The organism is Microbacterium sp. SORGH_AS_0969, from assembly GCF_030818255.1.
In the GTDB taxonomy this organism is placed as follows: Bacteria; Actinomycetota; Actinomycetes; order Actinomycetales; family Microbacteriaceae; genus Microbacterium.
The window spans coordinates 1,007,364-1,021,672 of the sequence record NZ_JAUTAG010000001.1; the positions used below are offsets into that span (position 1 = coordinate 1,007,364).

Here is a 14,309-nt window from a genome sequence, read left to right on the forward strand (position 1 = left end):
CCTTGTGCTGTGGGAACGTGCTGCGGAGAACGGGTTACAGGGCTTTGCCGGGGTTGAAGAGACCGGCGGGATCGAGTGCGTCCTTGATCGCGAGCTGAGCCGACCGCACGCGCGCGGCGAGCTCCTCGGCGGCGAGCGCGCGCTTGACCGTGCCGATGCCGTGCTCGCCGCTGACGGTTCCGCCGAGCGCGAGGGCGACGCGCACGATGTCGTCGGTGGCTTCGTGCAGCGCCGCCGGGACGAGGGAGGGGTCGGCATCCGCCGGGATCGGGAGGGTGACGACGGGATGCAGGTTGCCGTCGCCGGCGTGGGCGACGGCGCTGACCGCCACCCCGTGGCGCGCCGCGATGGCGGGGAAGCCCGCGAAGACCTCGGCGATGCGCGACTTCGGCACCGCGACGTCTCCGCCGGCGAACCAGGACCCCTCGTCGAAGCGCCGCCCCGAGCGCCGCAGTTCCCAGAGGACCTCGGCATCCGGTTCGCTCTCGACCTGCACGCGACCCCCGGCGGCGACGAGCGCCGTCGTCAGTTCGGCGGTCTGCTCGTCGATGCCGAAGCCGTCGAGTTCGATGAGCAGCAGGGCCGCGCCGCGGGCGCGGAGTCCCGAGTCCTGCGCGGCGTCGATGCCGACGAGGGTGGGTTCGTCGAGGAACTCGATGACGCTCGGACGCACGCGCGACGCGGTGATCGCCCCGATGCCCGCGGCCCCCGCCGCGGTGGAGTCGAAGAACGCCGTCACCGTGCGCCGGGCGACGGGCAGCGGTCGGATGCGGACGGTCGCGCCGACGACGATGCCGAGGACTCCCTCGGATCCGACGAAGAGCGAGACGAGATCGAGGCCGGTCACGCCCTTGATCGAGCGGTGGCCGATCGAGACGAGGCTCCCGTCGGCGAGCACGACGTCGAGCGCGAGCACCGACTCGCGGGTGACGCCGTACTTGGCGCAGCGGAGGCCCCCGGCGTTGGTCGCGATGTTGCCGCCGATGGTCGAGATGCGCCAGCTCGCGGGATCGGGGGCGTAGAACAGGCCGAGCGGGGCGAGGTGCTCGTTGAGCGCCGCGTTCAGGACACCCGGCTCGACGACCGCGACCTCGTCGGCGGGCGAGATCTCGACGATCCGGTTCAGGCGGTCGGTCGAGACGACGAGCTGCTCGGCGTGCGCCACGGCGCCGCCGGAGAGCCCGGTGCCGGCGCCCCGAGGAACGATGCTCACGCCGTGACGCGCGGCGAGGCGCACGAGCTGCTGGACCTCGCCGACGGTGGTCGGGAAGGCGACCGCGGGACCGTCCGTCGCGCTGGTGCCGCTTCGAGGCGCGGTGCCCGCGTCGTGCGCGTACTCCGCGGTGTCGGCGGACGGCGGGAGCACCTCGACGCCGGGGGCGTCACGCTCAATGTCGTCGAGCAGGGCGGACAGGCCCGTGCGCGGGGCGGTCGCGGTGGAAGCGCTCATGGGCGTGCCTCTCTGGGTGGGGACGGGAGTGCAGCCGAAGGTAGGACGATGCCGGCGCTGCCTTCATCTCGGCGGAAACGCGCCGTCGCGATGCGTCACGGTCCGTCACGACGCGACACGGGGAGTCACAGTCGCCCGCCGGCGGAGGCTCGGGCGCTACCGTGCGCTCGGTCACGGGGTACCGGTCCCTTCGACAAGCTCAGGGACCTCAGCGGTCGCCGCCTCACGACCCTCACCCGCGCGGGGAGCGGTCGCTGAGCCTGTCGAAGCGACCACAGGCGCGCGGAGCGGTCGCTGAGCCTGTCGAAGCGACCACGGGCGCGGGAAGCGGTCGCTGAGCCTGTCGAAGCGACCGCGGACACCGACACCGTCGTAACAATGACGCCTCGCGGCGTTGTGTGACGCGCGCGATTGTGCCGACGCGGCACCGACGGCACAGTGGGCCTCTCGGCGGGACCGGCCCGCCGCGAAGGAGTCCCGATGCCCGACCGCATCCACCTCGCCGTCGCCCTGGACGGCGCCGGCTGGCACCCGGCCGCGTGGCGTGAGTCCACCGCCCGCCCCACCGAGCTCACGACGCCCGCGTACTGGCGCGACCTCGCCCGCACGGCCGACGGCGCCGGGCTCGTCCTCGCGACCATCGAAGACGCGTTGAGCCTGGGCGGCCGATCCTCCGAACCGGATGCCGAGACCCGGCGCGACCGCGCGCGGGGCCGCCTCGACGCGGTGCTGTTGGCGTCGTTCCTGGCGCCGGTCACGCGTCGTCTGGGTCTCGTCCCGACCGCGACCACCGCGCATCCCGAACCGTTCCACCTCGCCACCGGACTCCAGACCCTCGACCACGCCAGCCGGGGTCGCGCCGGCGTCCGCCTCGTCGCGGGCTCGACGCCGCAGGAACGCGCGAACTTCGGGCGCCGCACCGAGGGACCGACCGGGATCCCGGCATCCGGTCGCGTCGAAGACGATCCGGCGCTGCTCGCGGCGTTTCGCGAGGCGGGTGAGGTGGCCGACGTCCTCCGCCGCCTCGCCGACTCGTGGGAGGACGACGCCATCGTGCGCGACCTCGAGACCGGGAAGTTCCTCGACCGGGACCGCGTGCACAACGTCGCCTTCGAGGGCGAGTTCTTCTCGATCACCGGCGCCTCGATCGTGCCGCGCTCCCCGCAGGGCCAGCCGCTCATCACCGCCCTCGCGCACCAGACGATCCCGTACCGTTTCGCCGCGGAGCACGCCGACCTCGTGTTCGTCACGCCCGCGGACGCGGCGGCGGTCGGCGGCATCCGGAACGAACTGGCGGATGCCGCGGACGAGGTGCGCACGCTCGACGAGCCGCTGCGCGTGTTCGCCGACCTCCTGATCCTCGTGGAGGACACACGCCGGGAGGCCGAGGCGGTCTGGAACCGTCTCCAGGACCGCGCCCCGCTCACCACCGACGCCCGGGTCGTGGTCGGCACCGCCGACGACGTCGTGGACGAGATCCGCGCTCTCGCCGAGGCCGGGGTCGACGGCATCCGCCTGCGCCCCGCCCGCCTGCCCGCCGATCTCGAGGCGATCGCCGACCGGGTCGTGCCGCGCGCGGCGGCCGCCGGCATCCTGCTTCCCGACGACGGCGCGCCGACGTTGCGCGAACGGGTCGGACTCCCCCGCCTCGCCAGCCGTTACGCCCGTCAGGAGGTCGGCGCATGACCCGCCGCCAGATCCACCTCGCCGCCCACTTCCCAGGTGTGAACAACACCACCGTGTGGACCGACCCGAGCGCGGGCAGCCAGATCGACTTCTCATCGTTCGAGTACTTCGCCCGCACGGCCGAGCGGGGCTTCTTCGACTACCTCTTCCTCGCCGAGGGCCTGCGCCTGCGCGAGCACCGGGGGCAGCTGCACGACCTCGATGTCGCCGGACGTCCGAACACCCTCGCGATCCTCACCGCGCTGGCCGCCGTCACCGAGCACATCGGTCTCGTCGGCACGCTCAACACGACGTTCAACGAGCCCTTCGAGCTCGCCCGCCAGCTCGGCACGCTCGACATCCTGTCGAACGGCCGGGCCGGATGGAACGCCGTGACCAGCTCCGACGCGTTCCACGGCGCGAACTTCCGCCGCGGGGGCTACCTCGACCACGCCGACCGGTACGTGCGGGCGTCGGAGTTCGCGGCGCTGTCGAAGGCGCTCTGGTCGTCGTGGCGCGACGACGCGATCGTGGCGGATGCCGAGACCGGCGCGTTCCTCCGAGAAGACGCGATCGCGCGGGTGCGGCACGAGAGCCGCCTGTTCGACGTCGACGCGGTGTTCGACGTGCCACGCTCTCCGCAGGGGAGACCCGTGATCGTGCAGGCCGGGGACTCCCCCGACGGCCGCGACTTCGCGACCGCGCATGCCGACGTCATCTTCTCGCTGCACACCGAGTTCGCCGACGCGCAGCAGTTCTACCGCGATGTGAAGGGCCGACTCGCGGCGCACGGCCGCGACGAGGATTCGCTCAAGATCCTCCCGGCAGCCACCTTCGTGCTCGGCGACACCGCCGACGAGGCCCGCGAGCGCTCGCGCGAGATCGCCCTCGCCCAGGTTCGCCCGCAGACCGCGATCACCTACCTCGAGCAGATCTGGAACCGCGACCTCAGCGGGTACGACCCCGAGGGTCCGCTCCCCGACGTCGAGCCCGACACGGGCGTCGAGACCGCGCAGGGCTTCGCCGGTCGACACGCGGCGATCCGCGCGCGCGTCGGGCAGCTGCGCGAGCAGGCGGCCGCTGAGAACCTCAGCATCCGGGAGCTCGTGATCCGTCTGACCGCGAAGCACACCTTCGTCGGGACGCCGGAGCACGTGGCATCCGAGATCGACCGGTACGTGCAGGAGCGCGCGACCGACGGCTTCACCGTGGTCGGGCACGTCACCCCGCACGGCCTCGACGAGTTCGCCGACCGGGTCGTGCCGCTGCTGCAGGAGCGCGGGTCGTACCGCCGCTCGTACGACGACGGGGCGACGCTGCACGATCTGCTGGGACTGCCGCCGGTACTCGCCCCCGCCGCGCGATGATCCGGGTCGTCATCGTGGGGGCCGGCCCGCGCGCGGTGATGCTGGTCGAGCGCCTGCTCGCCCGCCGGACCCGCGCGGCCAGTCCACGCCTGCACATCACGCTCGTCGACCCGCACCCGCCGGGGGCCGGTCGCATCTGGCGCCGCGATCAGTCTCCGCTGCTCAAGCTCAACTCGATGGCGCGCGACGTGACCGTGTTCACCGACGAGACGTGCGCGATCTCGGGGCCGGTGCGTTCCGGGCCGTCGCTCATCGAGTGGGCCGAGCGCGTCCGCGCCGGGACCATCCCCGACGTCGCGATCGACGATCCGGATCTGGATGCCGAGCTCCGAACGCTGCGTGCAGACAGCTTCCCCACGCGCCGACTCCAGAGCGTCTACCTCGACTGGTTCTGGCGGCGGACGGTCGCGATCGCGCCGCCCGGGGTCGAGGTGCACGAGCACCGCGGGGTCGTGCAGTGGGTCGATGACACGATCGAGGGGTACGAGGTGGCGTTGGCCGATGGCATCCGTCTTCCCGCCGACATCGTCGTGTACGCGCTCGGCCACAACGGACGCGACCCCGACGGCGAGACGCGCGCCCTGATCACCGCAGCCGCGGACGCGGGCCTGACCTACGTGCCGCCGTCGTTCACCGCCGACGCCGACCTCTCGGTGCTCGGAGCGGGCGACGACGTCATCGTGCGCGGCATGGGGCTGGCGGCGGTGGATGCCATCGTGCTGCTGGCCGAGGGACGCGGCGGCCGCTTCGTCCGAACGCCGGAAGGCCGCGTGCGGTACGAGCCCTCGGGGCGGGAACCGCGCCTGCACCTCGGCTCGCGCCGCGGCGTGCCGTACCGCTCGAAGGTGTCGTCGGAGCTGCGGGGCGACGCGCCCGCGCGCGAGGTGCTCACCCCCGCGGCGATCGCGGAGCTTCTGGCGCGACCGGGCACGATCGACTTCCTCGACGACGTGTGGCCGCTGATCGCCCGCGAGCTCGTGTGGGGGCACTACCGCGAGCTGTTCACCGGACACCCCGAGCGGGTCCTGGTCCCGTGGGGCGTCTTCCGCGAGACGCTGCGCGCCGTGGACGGCGACACGGCGGCCCTGCGACGCGCGGTCGCCGAGGTCGTCCCCGACCCGTTGGACCGTTTCGACGTTCCCGCGCTCGATGTGCCTCTCGGCCACGAGGCGTTCGCGGATGCCGCCGAGGTGCACCGCCGCGTGCGTGAGCACATCGCCGAAGACCTGGTCTTGCGCACGACCCCGGAACGCAGCACCGCGCAGGCCCTGTTCCTCACGATCCTGCAGTCGTTCCTCGCGGTGTCGGAGATCCCCGCCGAGCGGTGGAGCGCACGGTCGCGGGCGATCGACCTCCCCGTGACGTGGCACACCTTCTTCAGTTACGTCGCGTCGGGGCCGCCCGCACACCGTCTCGAAGAGATCGCGGCGCTCGCGGATGCCGGGATCGTGCGGTTCCTCGGACCCGAGATCGCGGTGCGGATCGACGACGGGCGATTCGTGGCATCCTCTCCACGGGTTCCCGGGGAGGTGCGCGCCGGCGCGCTCCTCGATGCGTGGCTCCCGGGCGCCGAGGCGGCCTCCAGCGACAACGCGGCCTTGCGCGAGCTGGCGACGCGGCACGGCCGCGAGGTGCACGTCGCCGACGAGACCTTCACGGGTTCGCTCGGCCGCATCGACACCGACGCCGACGGACGCGTCGTCTCACGCGACGGCATCCCGCACGCGACCCTCTTCGCCATCGGACCGTTCACCTCGGGCATGGAGGCCGGCGCCTTCACGCGCCCGCGGTCGAACGCCCTGTCGCTCCGGCACACCGACCGCGTCGCGGGCGCGGTGTCCGAGGCGGTGGCCGCGGTGTCCGCGCGGCGCTGGGCGTTCTCGCGCTGAGCCCGCGCCGCGCGCTGACGTCCGCGCGCCGCCCCGCGCCCGCGCGCCGCCCCGCGCCCGCGCACGGGTCGCGCCGCCGCCGCGCCCCGTCCACTTCCGTTGAGTGTCCAAGACACGCCGTAACTCCCCCGCGCATGACGGCGTGTCTTGGACACTCGACGCTCAGAGTCGCCTACGCGAGCGAGCGCGCCAGCGCCGCGGCGAGGTGCTCGACCATTGGGCGAGACGCCGTCGCGTCAGGCCCGAAGAACTGCTCGTCGACGTCCTCCACGGCGCGATTCGCCGCGCGCGCCAGCTCACGCCCGGCGGCCGTGGCCCGGACGCGGACGGCGCGGCGGTCAGTGGCATCCTGTCGCCGTTCGACGAGATCCCGCTCGGCGAGCGCGCGGATCACCTGCGACACCATCATCGGGTCGGCGCCCGCACGCTGGCTGAGCGCGGCCTGCGTCATGCCCTCGTCGGAGTCGCCGAACGTCAGCACCGCCAGCAGCACGAACTGCACGTGCGTGACCTCGTGCGGCGCCAGCGCGCGGCGGATCGCCGCCTGCCACCGGTTCGTCACCTGCCAGAGCAGGAATCCCGGGCTGGCGTCGCCGGAGGCGAACCGACTGTCGAGGGGAGTCGTCATCCCTCGATCATCGCGCGCGCACCGTCTCGACGAGAGCGACGAGCCGGTCGAGGTCGGCAGGCACCGAGCGTTCGAACCCCGAGAACGCGGTGCGCGCCCACAGCCACGACAGCGGTCCCTCCAGCGTCACCTCGGCCGCCACCCGCGACCCGCCCGCGGTGGCGTCGACCCGGTGCCGAAACGTCAGTCGGGCTCCCGGAACGCGGCTGACGTCGGTGTAGACGCGGTCGGGCTCGAGCTCGGCGATCACGAAGGCCGTGCGCGGACCACCGACGGGCTTCAGGATGCCACGCGCCCCCTGCCGCACCTCACCCTCGACGCGCGCCCACTCGGTGTCGGGCGACCACTCGCGCCACGAGTCGTGATCGACCCAGCGCGCGAAGAACGCCGAGGGCGAGGCGGTCGATTCACGGGTGACGGAGGCAAGTGTTCGCATATGTTTAGTATGCGCGCATATTACTTCCACGGCAAGGCCCCTCCCTCCCGCTCCTCTCGTTGAGTGTCCAGAACACGCCGCAACTCCCGCGCGCATAACGGCGTGTCTTGGACACTCAACGAACTCGCGGCTGGCACGCGCGGCCCCGGGGCGGGGCGCTCGCTCCAAACGCCCCGCGCCGCGCGCCGCGCGCCACCCCTCCTGTTGGGCGTCCAAGACACGCCGTAACCCCGCACCGAATTGCGGCGTGTCTTGGACACTCAACGCCCATCGGCTGGCGACGGCCCGCGACGCACGACCCCACGCCCCACGCCCCGCCCGTCCCGCCCCGCACGGCACGGCCGCCCCGCGCCTCACGGCAGACGCCGCGCGACCTCCGCCATCGCCTCGGCGAACGACTCCTCGGCGCCCTCGCGACCGCCGGAGAGGTTCACGCCCACCACCCCGGGGATCGCGAGCATCTCCTCCGCGAGCGCGACCGCGAGGGCGATTCCCTCGGCACGAGGGTCTGCGGCACTGCGGACGCGCGACAGGAACCCGTCCGGCAGCACCAGCGTCGTGAACGACTCGAGCAGTGCGGCCGAGGCGTGGTCGACGACCACCGGAACGCAGGGGATGTACCGCACCGGCTCCCCCACCTCGTCGATGAACCGCCGCACCGGCTCCGCGCCGCCCGCGTGGTTGACGAAGCACACGTCGGCACCCGCCCGCAGCTTCTCGCGCAACCGCGCGGCGCGGCGCTCCACCGGCGGGGCCGCGGGCGACCCGGCCACCGACACGACGTGCCCCGCCGCCCGCGCGAGCGCCGCCGCCTCGGTCGAGTCGAGGTCGAACACGGGGGCGGCGTCCGGCCGGTGACCCGTCTGAGTGTGGTCCCCCGTGACGCAGTGCACCCCAGCCACCCCCTCGACGGCAAGCGCCGCGAGCTCCCCCTCGATCGCGACGCGATTGCGGTCGCGCATGTTCAGCCCCGTCCAGACGCGCAGCCCCCGTCGCTGCAACAGGTGCGCGCGGTAGGCGGGAGGGAACTGCACGCGCGCGGTTCCCGCGTCGCCGGCGAGGACGGCATCCACCTCTCCCGAGAGGACAGCGGCGCAGCCGTCGATGGATGCCACACTCAGCGCCCGCGCCGGCAGGTCGGCCACGACCCACGGACGGGTGTCGAGAGAGGCCAGGGTGTCCGCCGCCGCTGCGGTTCGCGGGCCGGGGCCGACCGGGGTCGTGCGGTCGACGCCGGTCCACGGCACCGTCGGACGGGGGAGGAACACGCAGCGATGGGCGGCGTCGATCTCGCACGAGCCGTCGAAGCCGACACCCCCGCACGGGCCGTATTCCATGCGCTTGGGGCACACGTCGATGAGAGGCAGCGAGCTCATGGCCGCGAGTGTAGGGACGCCGTGTTTCGGCGAATGTTCGTGGTGGCAACATCACCGAAACGCGGCATCCCTACGCTCGGCGATAACCCCAGCCCCCGGGAGGACCCATGATCACGGCCGGCACCACCTTCGGTTCCGATGTCGACGTCACCGACGTGCTCGTCGCCGACCCGATCGCGCTCATGGTCCGGTGGCTGCCGTCGCACGACAGCGAATTGCGCCCCCTCGCCGCCCTCTCGACCATCGGGCTCGACGGCATCCCGTCCCTCCGCCATGTGCTCATCAGCGACAGGGATGCCGCGGGCCTGACCTTCCACACCGATGAGGCGAGCGCGAAGGTCGCCGAGATCGTCGCCAACCCCGTGGCCGCGATGGCCGTGGCGTGGCCCGAGGTCGGGCGCCAGCTCGTCGTCCGGGGAATCGTGGAGCGCGTGACCCCCGCGGAGGCCGCGGCGGTCTACGCCCAGCGCTCGCGCTACCTGCAGCTGCTGGCGTGGCTGAACACGCGCGAGAACGCACAGCTCGACACCGCCGCGCGTCAGCACCTGTGGGCCGAGTTCGACGCCGCGCACCCGACGCTCGACCCGCCTCCGCGCTGGGTCGGTTTCCGCCTGCGTCCCGTCACCCTGACGTTCTGGCGCGGCGACCCGATCGGGCAGAGCACGCGCCAGCACTACACGCTCTCCGACGGCCGCTGGTCGGGCAGGATCCTGGCGGGCTGACATGGACATCACCACCGTCACCTCGTTCCGCCCCGCGCGCACGCGCGCCGATCTCGCGCTCGCGCCCGGTGAGGTCGTCATGGCGGGCGGCACCTGGCTGATGAGCGAACCGCAACCGACGACCACCGGGTTCGTCGACCTCACGACCCTCGGCTGGCCCGACGTCGAGATCACGCCCGACGGCCTGCGCATCGGCGCGACCTGCACGATCGCCCGCCTTCTCGCCTGGGCCGAGACCGAGGCGCCCGCCGAGTGGACCTCGCTCGCGCTCGCCCGCCCGTCCGCCGATGCCCTCCTCGCGTCGTTCAAGATCTGGAACACCGCGACCGTCGGCGGCAACGTCTGCCAGGCCTTCGCGGCCGGGGCGATGATCGCGATGCTGTCGACCCTCGATGCCACGGCCCTCATCTGGACGCCCGACGGCGGCGAGCGCGTGATCGCGGTGGCCGACCTGGTGATCGACAACCAGGCGACCTCGCTCGCCCCGGGCGAGGTGGTGCGCGCCCTCGACATCCCGATGCACGCGCTGCGCTCGCGCGTCGGGCTGCAAAAGATCGCCCTCGCCGAACTCGGCCGCTCGGGGGCGGTCGTGACCGCGCGCGTCGATCCGGACGGTTCGGCGGTCTTCGTCGTCACCGCCGCCGTCCGACGCCCGCGGGTGCTGAGATTCGTCCGCGTTCCGGGTGCCGGAGAGCTTCGGGATGCCGTGGCCTCCGCGACCGACTTCTACACCGACCCGCTGGGCAGCGCCGACTGGCGGCGCGGCGTGAGCGTCGTGCTCGCCGAGCGGCTGCGCGCGGCGTTCGCCCGCGATCTCGCGGAGGGCACCGCGTGAGCGCGGCACGCCGCATCGCTGTCCCGCGCTCCGGAACTCCGGGCGCCGCGGCGCGCACCGCGGGCTGCGGCACGGGGATTCTGCCGGCTTCCTCCGGAGCGCGGCACGCAGGGTGCCAGGCAAAGGCGCAACGGGAGGGCACCGCGTGAAGTTCCACGTCAACGGGGAGCCGGTCGACGCCGAGCCCCGCCCCGGTCAGAGTGCGCGCACGCTGCTGCGCGAGGCCGGCCACGTCGAGGTGAAGAAGGGATGCGACGCGGGCGACTGCGGCGCGTGCTCGGTGCTGCTCGACGGGGAGCCGACGCACTCGTGCATCATCCCGGCCATGCGGCTCGAGGGGCGTGCGATCACGACCGCCGCGGGCCTCGCTCCCGGCGACGATCTGCATCCAGTGCAGGAGGCCCTCGCGTCGGGCTTCGGCTTCCAGTGCGGGTTCTGCACGCCGGGCATGAGCGTCACTGCGTCAACCCTGACCGCGGCCGATCTGCCCGACCTCGACCGTCGCATGAAGGGCAACCTCTGCCGCTGCACGGGCTACCGCCCGATCCGCGAGTCGATCCGCGAGTCGGTCCTGGGTCCCGTGCGCGAGACCGGCGCCGGTGCCGCGCAAGCGGAGCGGTCCGGATGCATGACCCATGACCGCACGGCCCTCCCTGCCGCCCCAACAGATCACTCCTGCCCCACGGGTCATGCAAATGAACCACGCCCAGGCGCAGCAGACGGCCGCGTGGGCTCATCGACCATCCCCGAGGCCGCGCGGCGCATCGTGCAGGGCCGCGAACCGTTCACTTTCGACGAACCGGTGCCCGGCGGGCCCCCGCTCGTGCTGCGCGTCGTCACCTCGCCCCACGCGCACGCGCGGATCGTCGCGATCGACACTGCGGCAGCCCTCGCCGTCCCCGGCGTCGTCGCGGTGTTCACCCACGAGGACGTCCCCGACATCCGCTACTCCACGGGTCGCCACGAGCACCGCACCGACGACCCCGACGACACGCGCATGCTCGATGACGTCGTGCGCCACGTCGGCCAGCGGGTCGCGGCGGTCGTGGCAGAAACGGCGGAGGCGGCGGATGCCGGCGTCCGCGCGGTCCGTGTCGTCTATGACGTGCTGCCCGCGGTCTTCGACCCCGAAGAGGCGCGAACCCCCGGCGCCCCGCTCCTGCACCCCGACCGCACGCCCGAGGAGCGGGTGATGGATGCCGGACGCAACGTCGTCGCCGGGTTCCACACCGGCCACGGCGGCGACATCGACGCGGCTCTCGCCGCGAGCCACGCGACCGTCACGGGCGAGTGGACCTCGTCGCGCGTCACGCACGCGGCGCTCGAGACCCACGGCGCCGTCGGCTGGCTCGACGACGACGGCCGTCTCGTGATCCGCTCGTCGACGCAGGTGCCCTTCCTCGCCCGCAACGAGCTCGCGCACATTCTCGGCCTCGAACGCGACCGCATCCGCGTGTTCGCGACCCGGGTCGGCGGCGGCTTCGGCGGCAAGCAGGAGCTGTTCACCGAAGACCTCACGGCCCTCGCCGTGCTGAAACTCGGCCGCCCCGTGGCGTACGAGTTCTCGCGCACCGACCAGTTCGTGCGGGCGTCGCTCCGGCATCCGATGCGCGTGCGCACCACGCTGGGAGCGGATGCCGACGGGCGCCTGACCGCGATGAAGATCGACGTGCTGAGCGACACCGGCGCCTACGGCAACCACGCGATCGGCGTGCTGTTCCACTCGTGCGCCGAGTCGACGACGCTGTACCGCGTGCCGACGAAGTGGATCGACGCCGAGGCGGTGTACACGAACAACCCGCCGTCGGGCGCGTTCCGCGGCTACGGGCTGGGGCAGGTCGTGTTCGCGGTGGAGTCGGCGATGGACGCCCTCGCCCAGGAGCTCGACATCGACCCGTTCGACCTCCGCCGCATCAACGCGGTGAAGGAGGGCGACCCCCTTCACCCCGACGACGACGAGAAGTACGAGGAAGACCTGATCTGGGGCAGTTACGGCCTCGACCAGTGCCTCGATCTGGCCCAGGACGCGCTGCGCCGCGGCAACGACACCGAGGCGCCGAAGGGGTGGCTCGTCGGCGAGGGCATGGCCGCGGCGATGATCGCGACGATGGCCCCGCGCGGGCACATCGCGCACACGACCGCGACCCTGCGCCCCGACGGCACCTACTTGCTGCGGGTGGGCACCGCGGAGTTCGGCAACGGCACCTCGACCGTGCACCGGCAGATCGCGGCGACGGTGCTCGACGCGCCGCACGAGCGCCTGCAGCTGTGGACGGCCGACACCGACGCCGTGCGGCATGACACCGGAGCCTTCGCGTCGGCGGGAACCACGGTCGCGGGCAAGGCGCTGCACGTCGCCTGTTCGATGCTGCGGCGGCGCATGATCGACATCGCCGTGGAGCTGGCCGGAGGGGATGCCGCCTCCGCCGAGCTGGTGGCATCCGGTGTCCTGGCTGGAGACGAACTCGTCACGTGGGAGCGGATCGTCGCGGCCGCGCCGGCGACGATGTGCGACGAGCACGGGCTCACGGCCGACGGCGCGGAGTTCGGCGACTTCCGCTCGCTCGCCTTCAACGTCCACGCCGTGCGGGTGGCCGTCGATCCCGAGACGGGAACGGTGAAGGTGCTGCAGTCGATCCAGTCGGCCGACGCCGGCGTCGTCATCAACCCGGCGCAGTGCCGCGGGCAGATCGAGGGCGGGGCCGCGCAGGCCCTCGGCGGCGCGCTGTACGAAGAGGTGTACCTCGAGGACGGCGTGGTCCAGAACCCCGTGTTCCGCACGTATCGCGTGCCGCAGTTCGCCGACGTCCCCGACACAGAGGTGTACTTCGCCGAGACCGACGACACCCTGGGCCCCTTCGGCGCGAAGTCGATGAGCGAATCGCCCTACAACCCGGTCGGCGCCGCGATCGGCAACGCCGTCTCGCGCGCCCTCGGCCGTCGCGGCTACGAGCTGCCGTTCTCGCGCGATCGCGTGTGGAGGTTGGCCGGCGGGACGGCGTAGCCGGGTTTGGGGCGCGTTCGTCCGTTTGGGGCGGGGAATTTCACGCCCCAAACGGATAATCGCGCCCCAAACCCGCTCACCCCGCCAGCGGCACAGCCGTTCCCGACACCCGGATGCCACCGCTCGGCGGCACGTCCACCTCGAGGATGCTCGGCCGACCGATGTGCCGCCCCTGCCGCACCGTGAACCGGAAGGGCGCGGGCACGGCGATGCGGTCGCGCAGGTAGACGCCGAGCGCGGCGGCGGCGGAGCCCGTCGCGGGGTCTTCGAGGATGTCGCCGACCGGGAAGATGTTCCGCGCCTCGACGGTCATACCGTCGCCGATCTCGCCCGCGACGTGGATCACGGTGACCGTGCCCGCCCACCCGCGCTCGTCCATCAGCGCGCGCACCGGTAGCGGGTCGTAGCCGAACCCGTCGAAGGTGGCTGCCGAGCGCACCGACACCACGGGGTGCACGTTTCCGGCGAAGGCCTGCGCGAGTGGCATCCGCGGGTCGAGGTCGTCGTCCGCGAGGCCCAGCAGGTCGAGGAGCCGGGCGGCCACCTCGGTGTCGAGGTCGGCGACGTGCGGCTCGACGCTGGTGAAGCCCGCGGCGATACGGCCCGGCTCCCCGGTCGTGACCACGTCGACGTCGCCCGCGGGGGTCGCGAACACCCACGAGCCGACGCCCGACCGCTCGGCCAACGCCACCGCGGTCGCGATCGTCGCGTGGCCGCAGAAGGGCACCTCGGCATCCGGAGAGAAGTACCGCACCGACACCCTGTCGCCGTCGCGGCCCGTGACGAACGCGGTCTCGGGGTGGCCGAGCTCGGCCGCGATCCGCTGCATGTCGGCGTCGGTCAGCGCACTCGCGTCAAGCACGACGCCCGCCGGATTGCCCCCACCGGGTTCCGCGGCGAAAGCGGTCAGATTCAGGATGCCAGGGGTCTCGGTCAT

At 72.9% G+C, this 14,309-nt stretch carries 11 protein-coding genes; 6 read left to right on the top strand and 5 right to left on the bottom strand.

Going from position 1 to position 14,309, the window contains the following annotated elements; translation table 11 throughout:
* Positions 1-34: 34 nt before the first annotated feature.
* Positions 35-1,450 carry an FAD-binding oxidoreductase gene (locus QE388_RS04625; protein ID WP_307383363.1) on the bottom strand — a complete coding sequence of 472 codons (1,416 nt, stop codon included), beginning with the start codon at positions 1,448-1,450 and terminating at the stop codon, positions 35-37.
* Between the two features lie 480 nt (positions 1,451-1,930).
* On the opposite strand from QE388_RS04625, the gene QE388_RS04630 reads away from it, so the two are divergent.
* Genes QE388_RS04630 through QE388_RS04640 form a run of 3 tightly spaced genes read left to right on the top strand, consistent with a single transcriptional unit; the run spans position 1,931 to position 6,371 of the window.
* A complete protein-coding gene (locus QE388_RS04630; RefSeq protein ID WP_307383366.1) occupies positions 1,931-3,136 on the top strand; it encodes an LLM class flavin-dependent oxidoreductase in 1,206 nt (401 codons plus the stop codon).
* A complete protein-coding gene (locus tag QE388_RS04635; RefSeq protein WP_307383368.1) occupies positions 3,133-4,482 on the top strand; it encodes an NtaA/DmoA family FMN-dependent monooxygenase in 1,350 nt (449 codons plus the stop codon). Before QE388_RS04630 ends, QE388_RS04635 begins: the two co-directional genes overlap by 4 nt.
* Entirely contained in the window at positions 4,479-6,371 is a 1,893-nt protein-coding gene (locus QE388_RS04640) for an FAD/NAD(P)-binding domain-containing protein (protein ID WP_307383371.1), read from the top strand. The genes QE388_RS04635 and QE388_RS04640 overlap by 4 nt, the downstream gene beginning before the upstream one ends.
* A gap of 172 nt (positions 6,372-6,543) precedes the next feature.
* Here QE388_RS04640 and QE388_RS04645 read toward each other — a convergent pair whose 3' ends face one another.
* From QE388_RS04645 to QE388_RS04655, 3 genes are all read right to left on the bottom strand, one after another.
* Positions 6,544-6,999 (bottom strand): MarR family winged helix-turn-helix transcriptional regulator, encoded by a 456-nt coding sequence (locus QE388_RS04645; protein ID WP_307383373.1) that lies wholly within the window; start codon positions 6,997-6,999, stop codon positions 6,544-6,546.
* 7 nt (positions 7,000-7,006) lie between these two features.
* Positions 7,007-7,435, bottom strand: coding sequence for an SRPBCC family protein (locus QE388_RS04650; RefSeq protein ID WP_307383375.1), 429 nt, complete (start codon positions 7,433-7,435; stop codon positions 7,007-7,009).
* Between the two features lie 353 nt (positions 7,436-7,788).
* On the bottom strand, positions 7,789-8,811 hold the full coding sequence (locus tag QE388_RS04655; RefSeq protein WP_307383378.1) for a methylenetetrahydrofolate reductase C-terminal domain-containing protein: 1,023 nt from the start codon (positions 8,809-8,811) through the stop codon (positions 7,789-7,791).
* 107 nt (positions 8,812-8,918) lie between these two features.
* Between QE388_RS04655 and QE388_RS04660 the strand changes: the two genes are divergently transcribed.
* The 3 genes from QE388_RS04660 (at position 8,919) to QE388_RS04670 (ending at position 13,372) form a co-directional block, all read left to right on the top strand.
* The gene (locus QE388_RS04660; RefSeq protein WP_307383380.1) at positions 8,919-9,533 is read left to right on the top strand and encodes a pyridoxal 5'-phosphate synthase; all 615 of its coding nucleotides are present in this window, start codon (positions 8,919-8,921) and stop codon (positions 9,531-9,533) included.
* A 1-nt stretch (position 9,534) separates the two neighbouring features.
* The gene (locus QE388_RS04665) at positions 9,535-10,368 is read left to right on the top strand and encodes a xanthine dehydrogenase family protein subunit M (RefSeq protein ID WP_307383382.1); all 834 of its coding nucleotides are present in this window, start codon (positions 9,535-9,537) and stop codon (positions 10,366-10,368) included.
* 145 nt (positions 10,369-10,513) lie between these two features.
* The gene (locus tag QE388_RS04670) at positions 10,514-13,372 is read left to right on the top strand and encodes a molybdopterin cofactor-binding domain-containing protein (RefSeq protein ID WP_307383385.1); all 2,859 of its coding nucleotides are present in this window, start codon (positions 10,514-10,516) and stop codon (positions 13,370-13,372) included.
* Positions 13,373-13,448: 76 nt separating this feature from the next.
* Here the strand turns inward: QE388_RS04670 and QE388_RS04675 are convergent, their stop codons facing one another.
* Positions 13,449-14,309: a PhzF family phenazine biosynthesis protein gene (locus QE388_RS04675; protein WP_307383388.1), complete on the bottom strand. Its 861-nt coding sequence runs from the start codon at positions 14,307-14,309 to the stop codon at positions 13,449-13,451.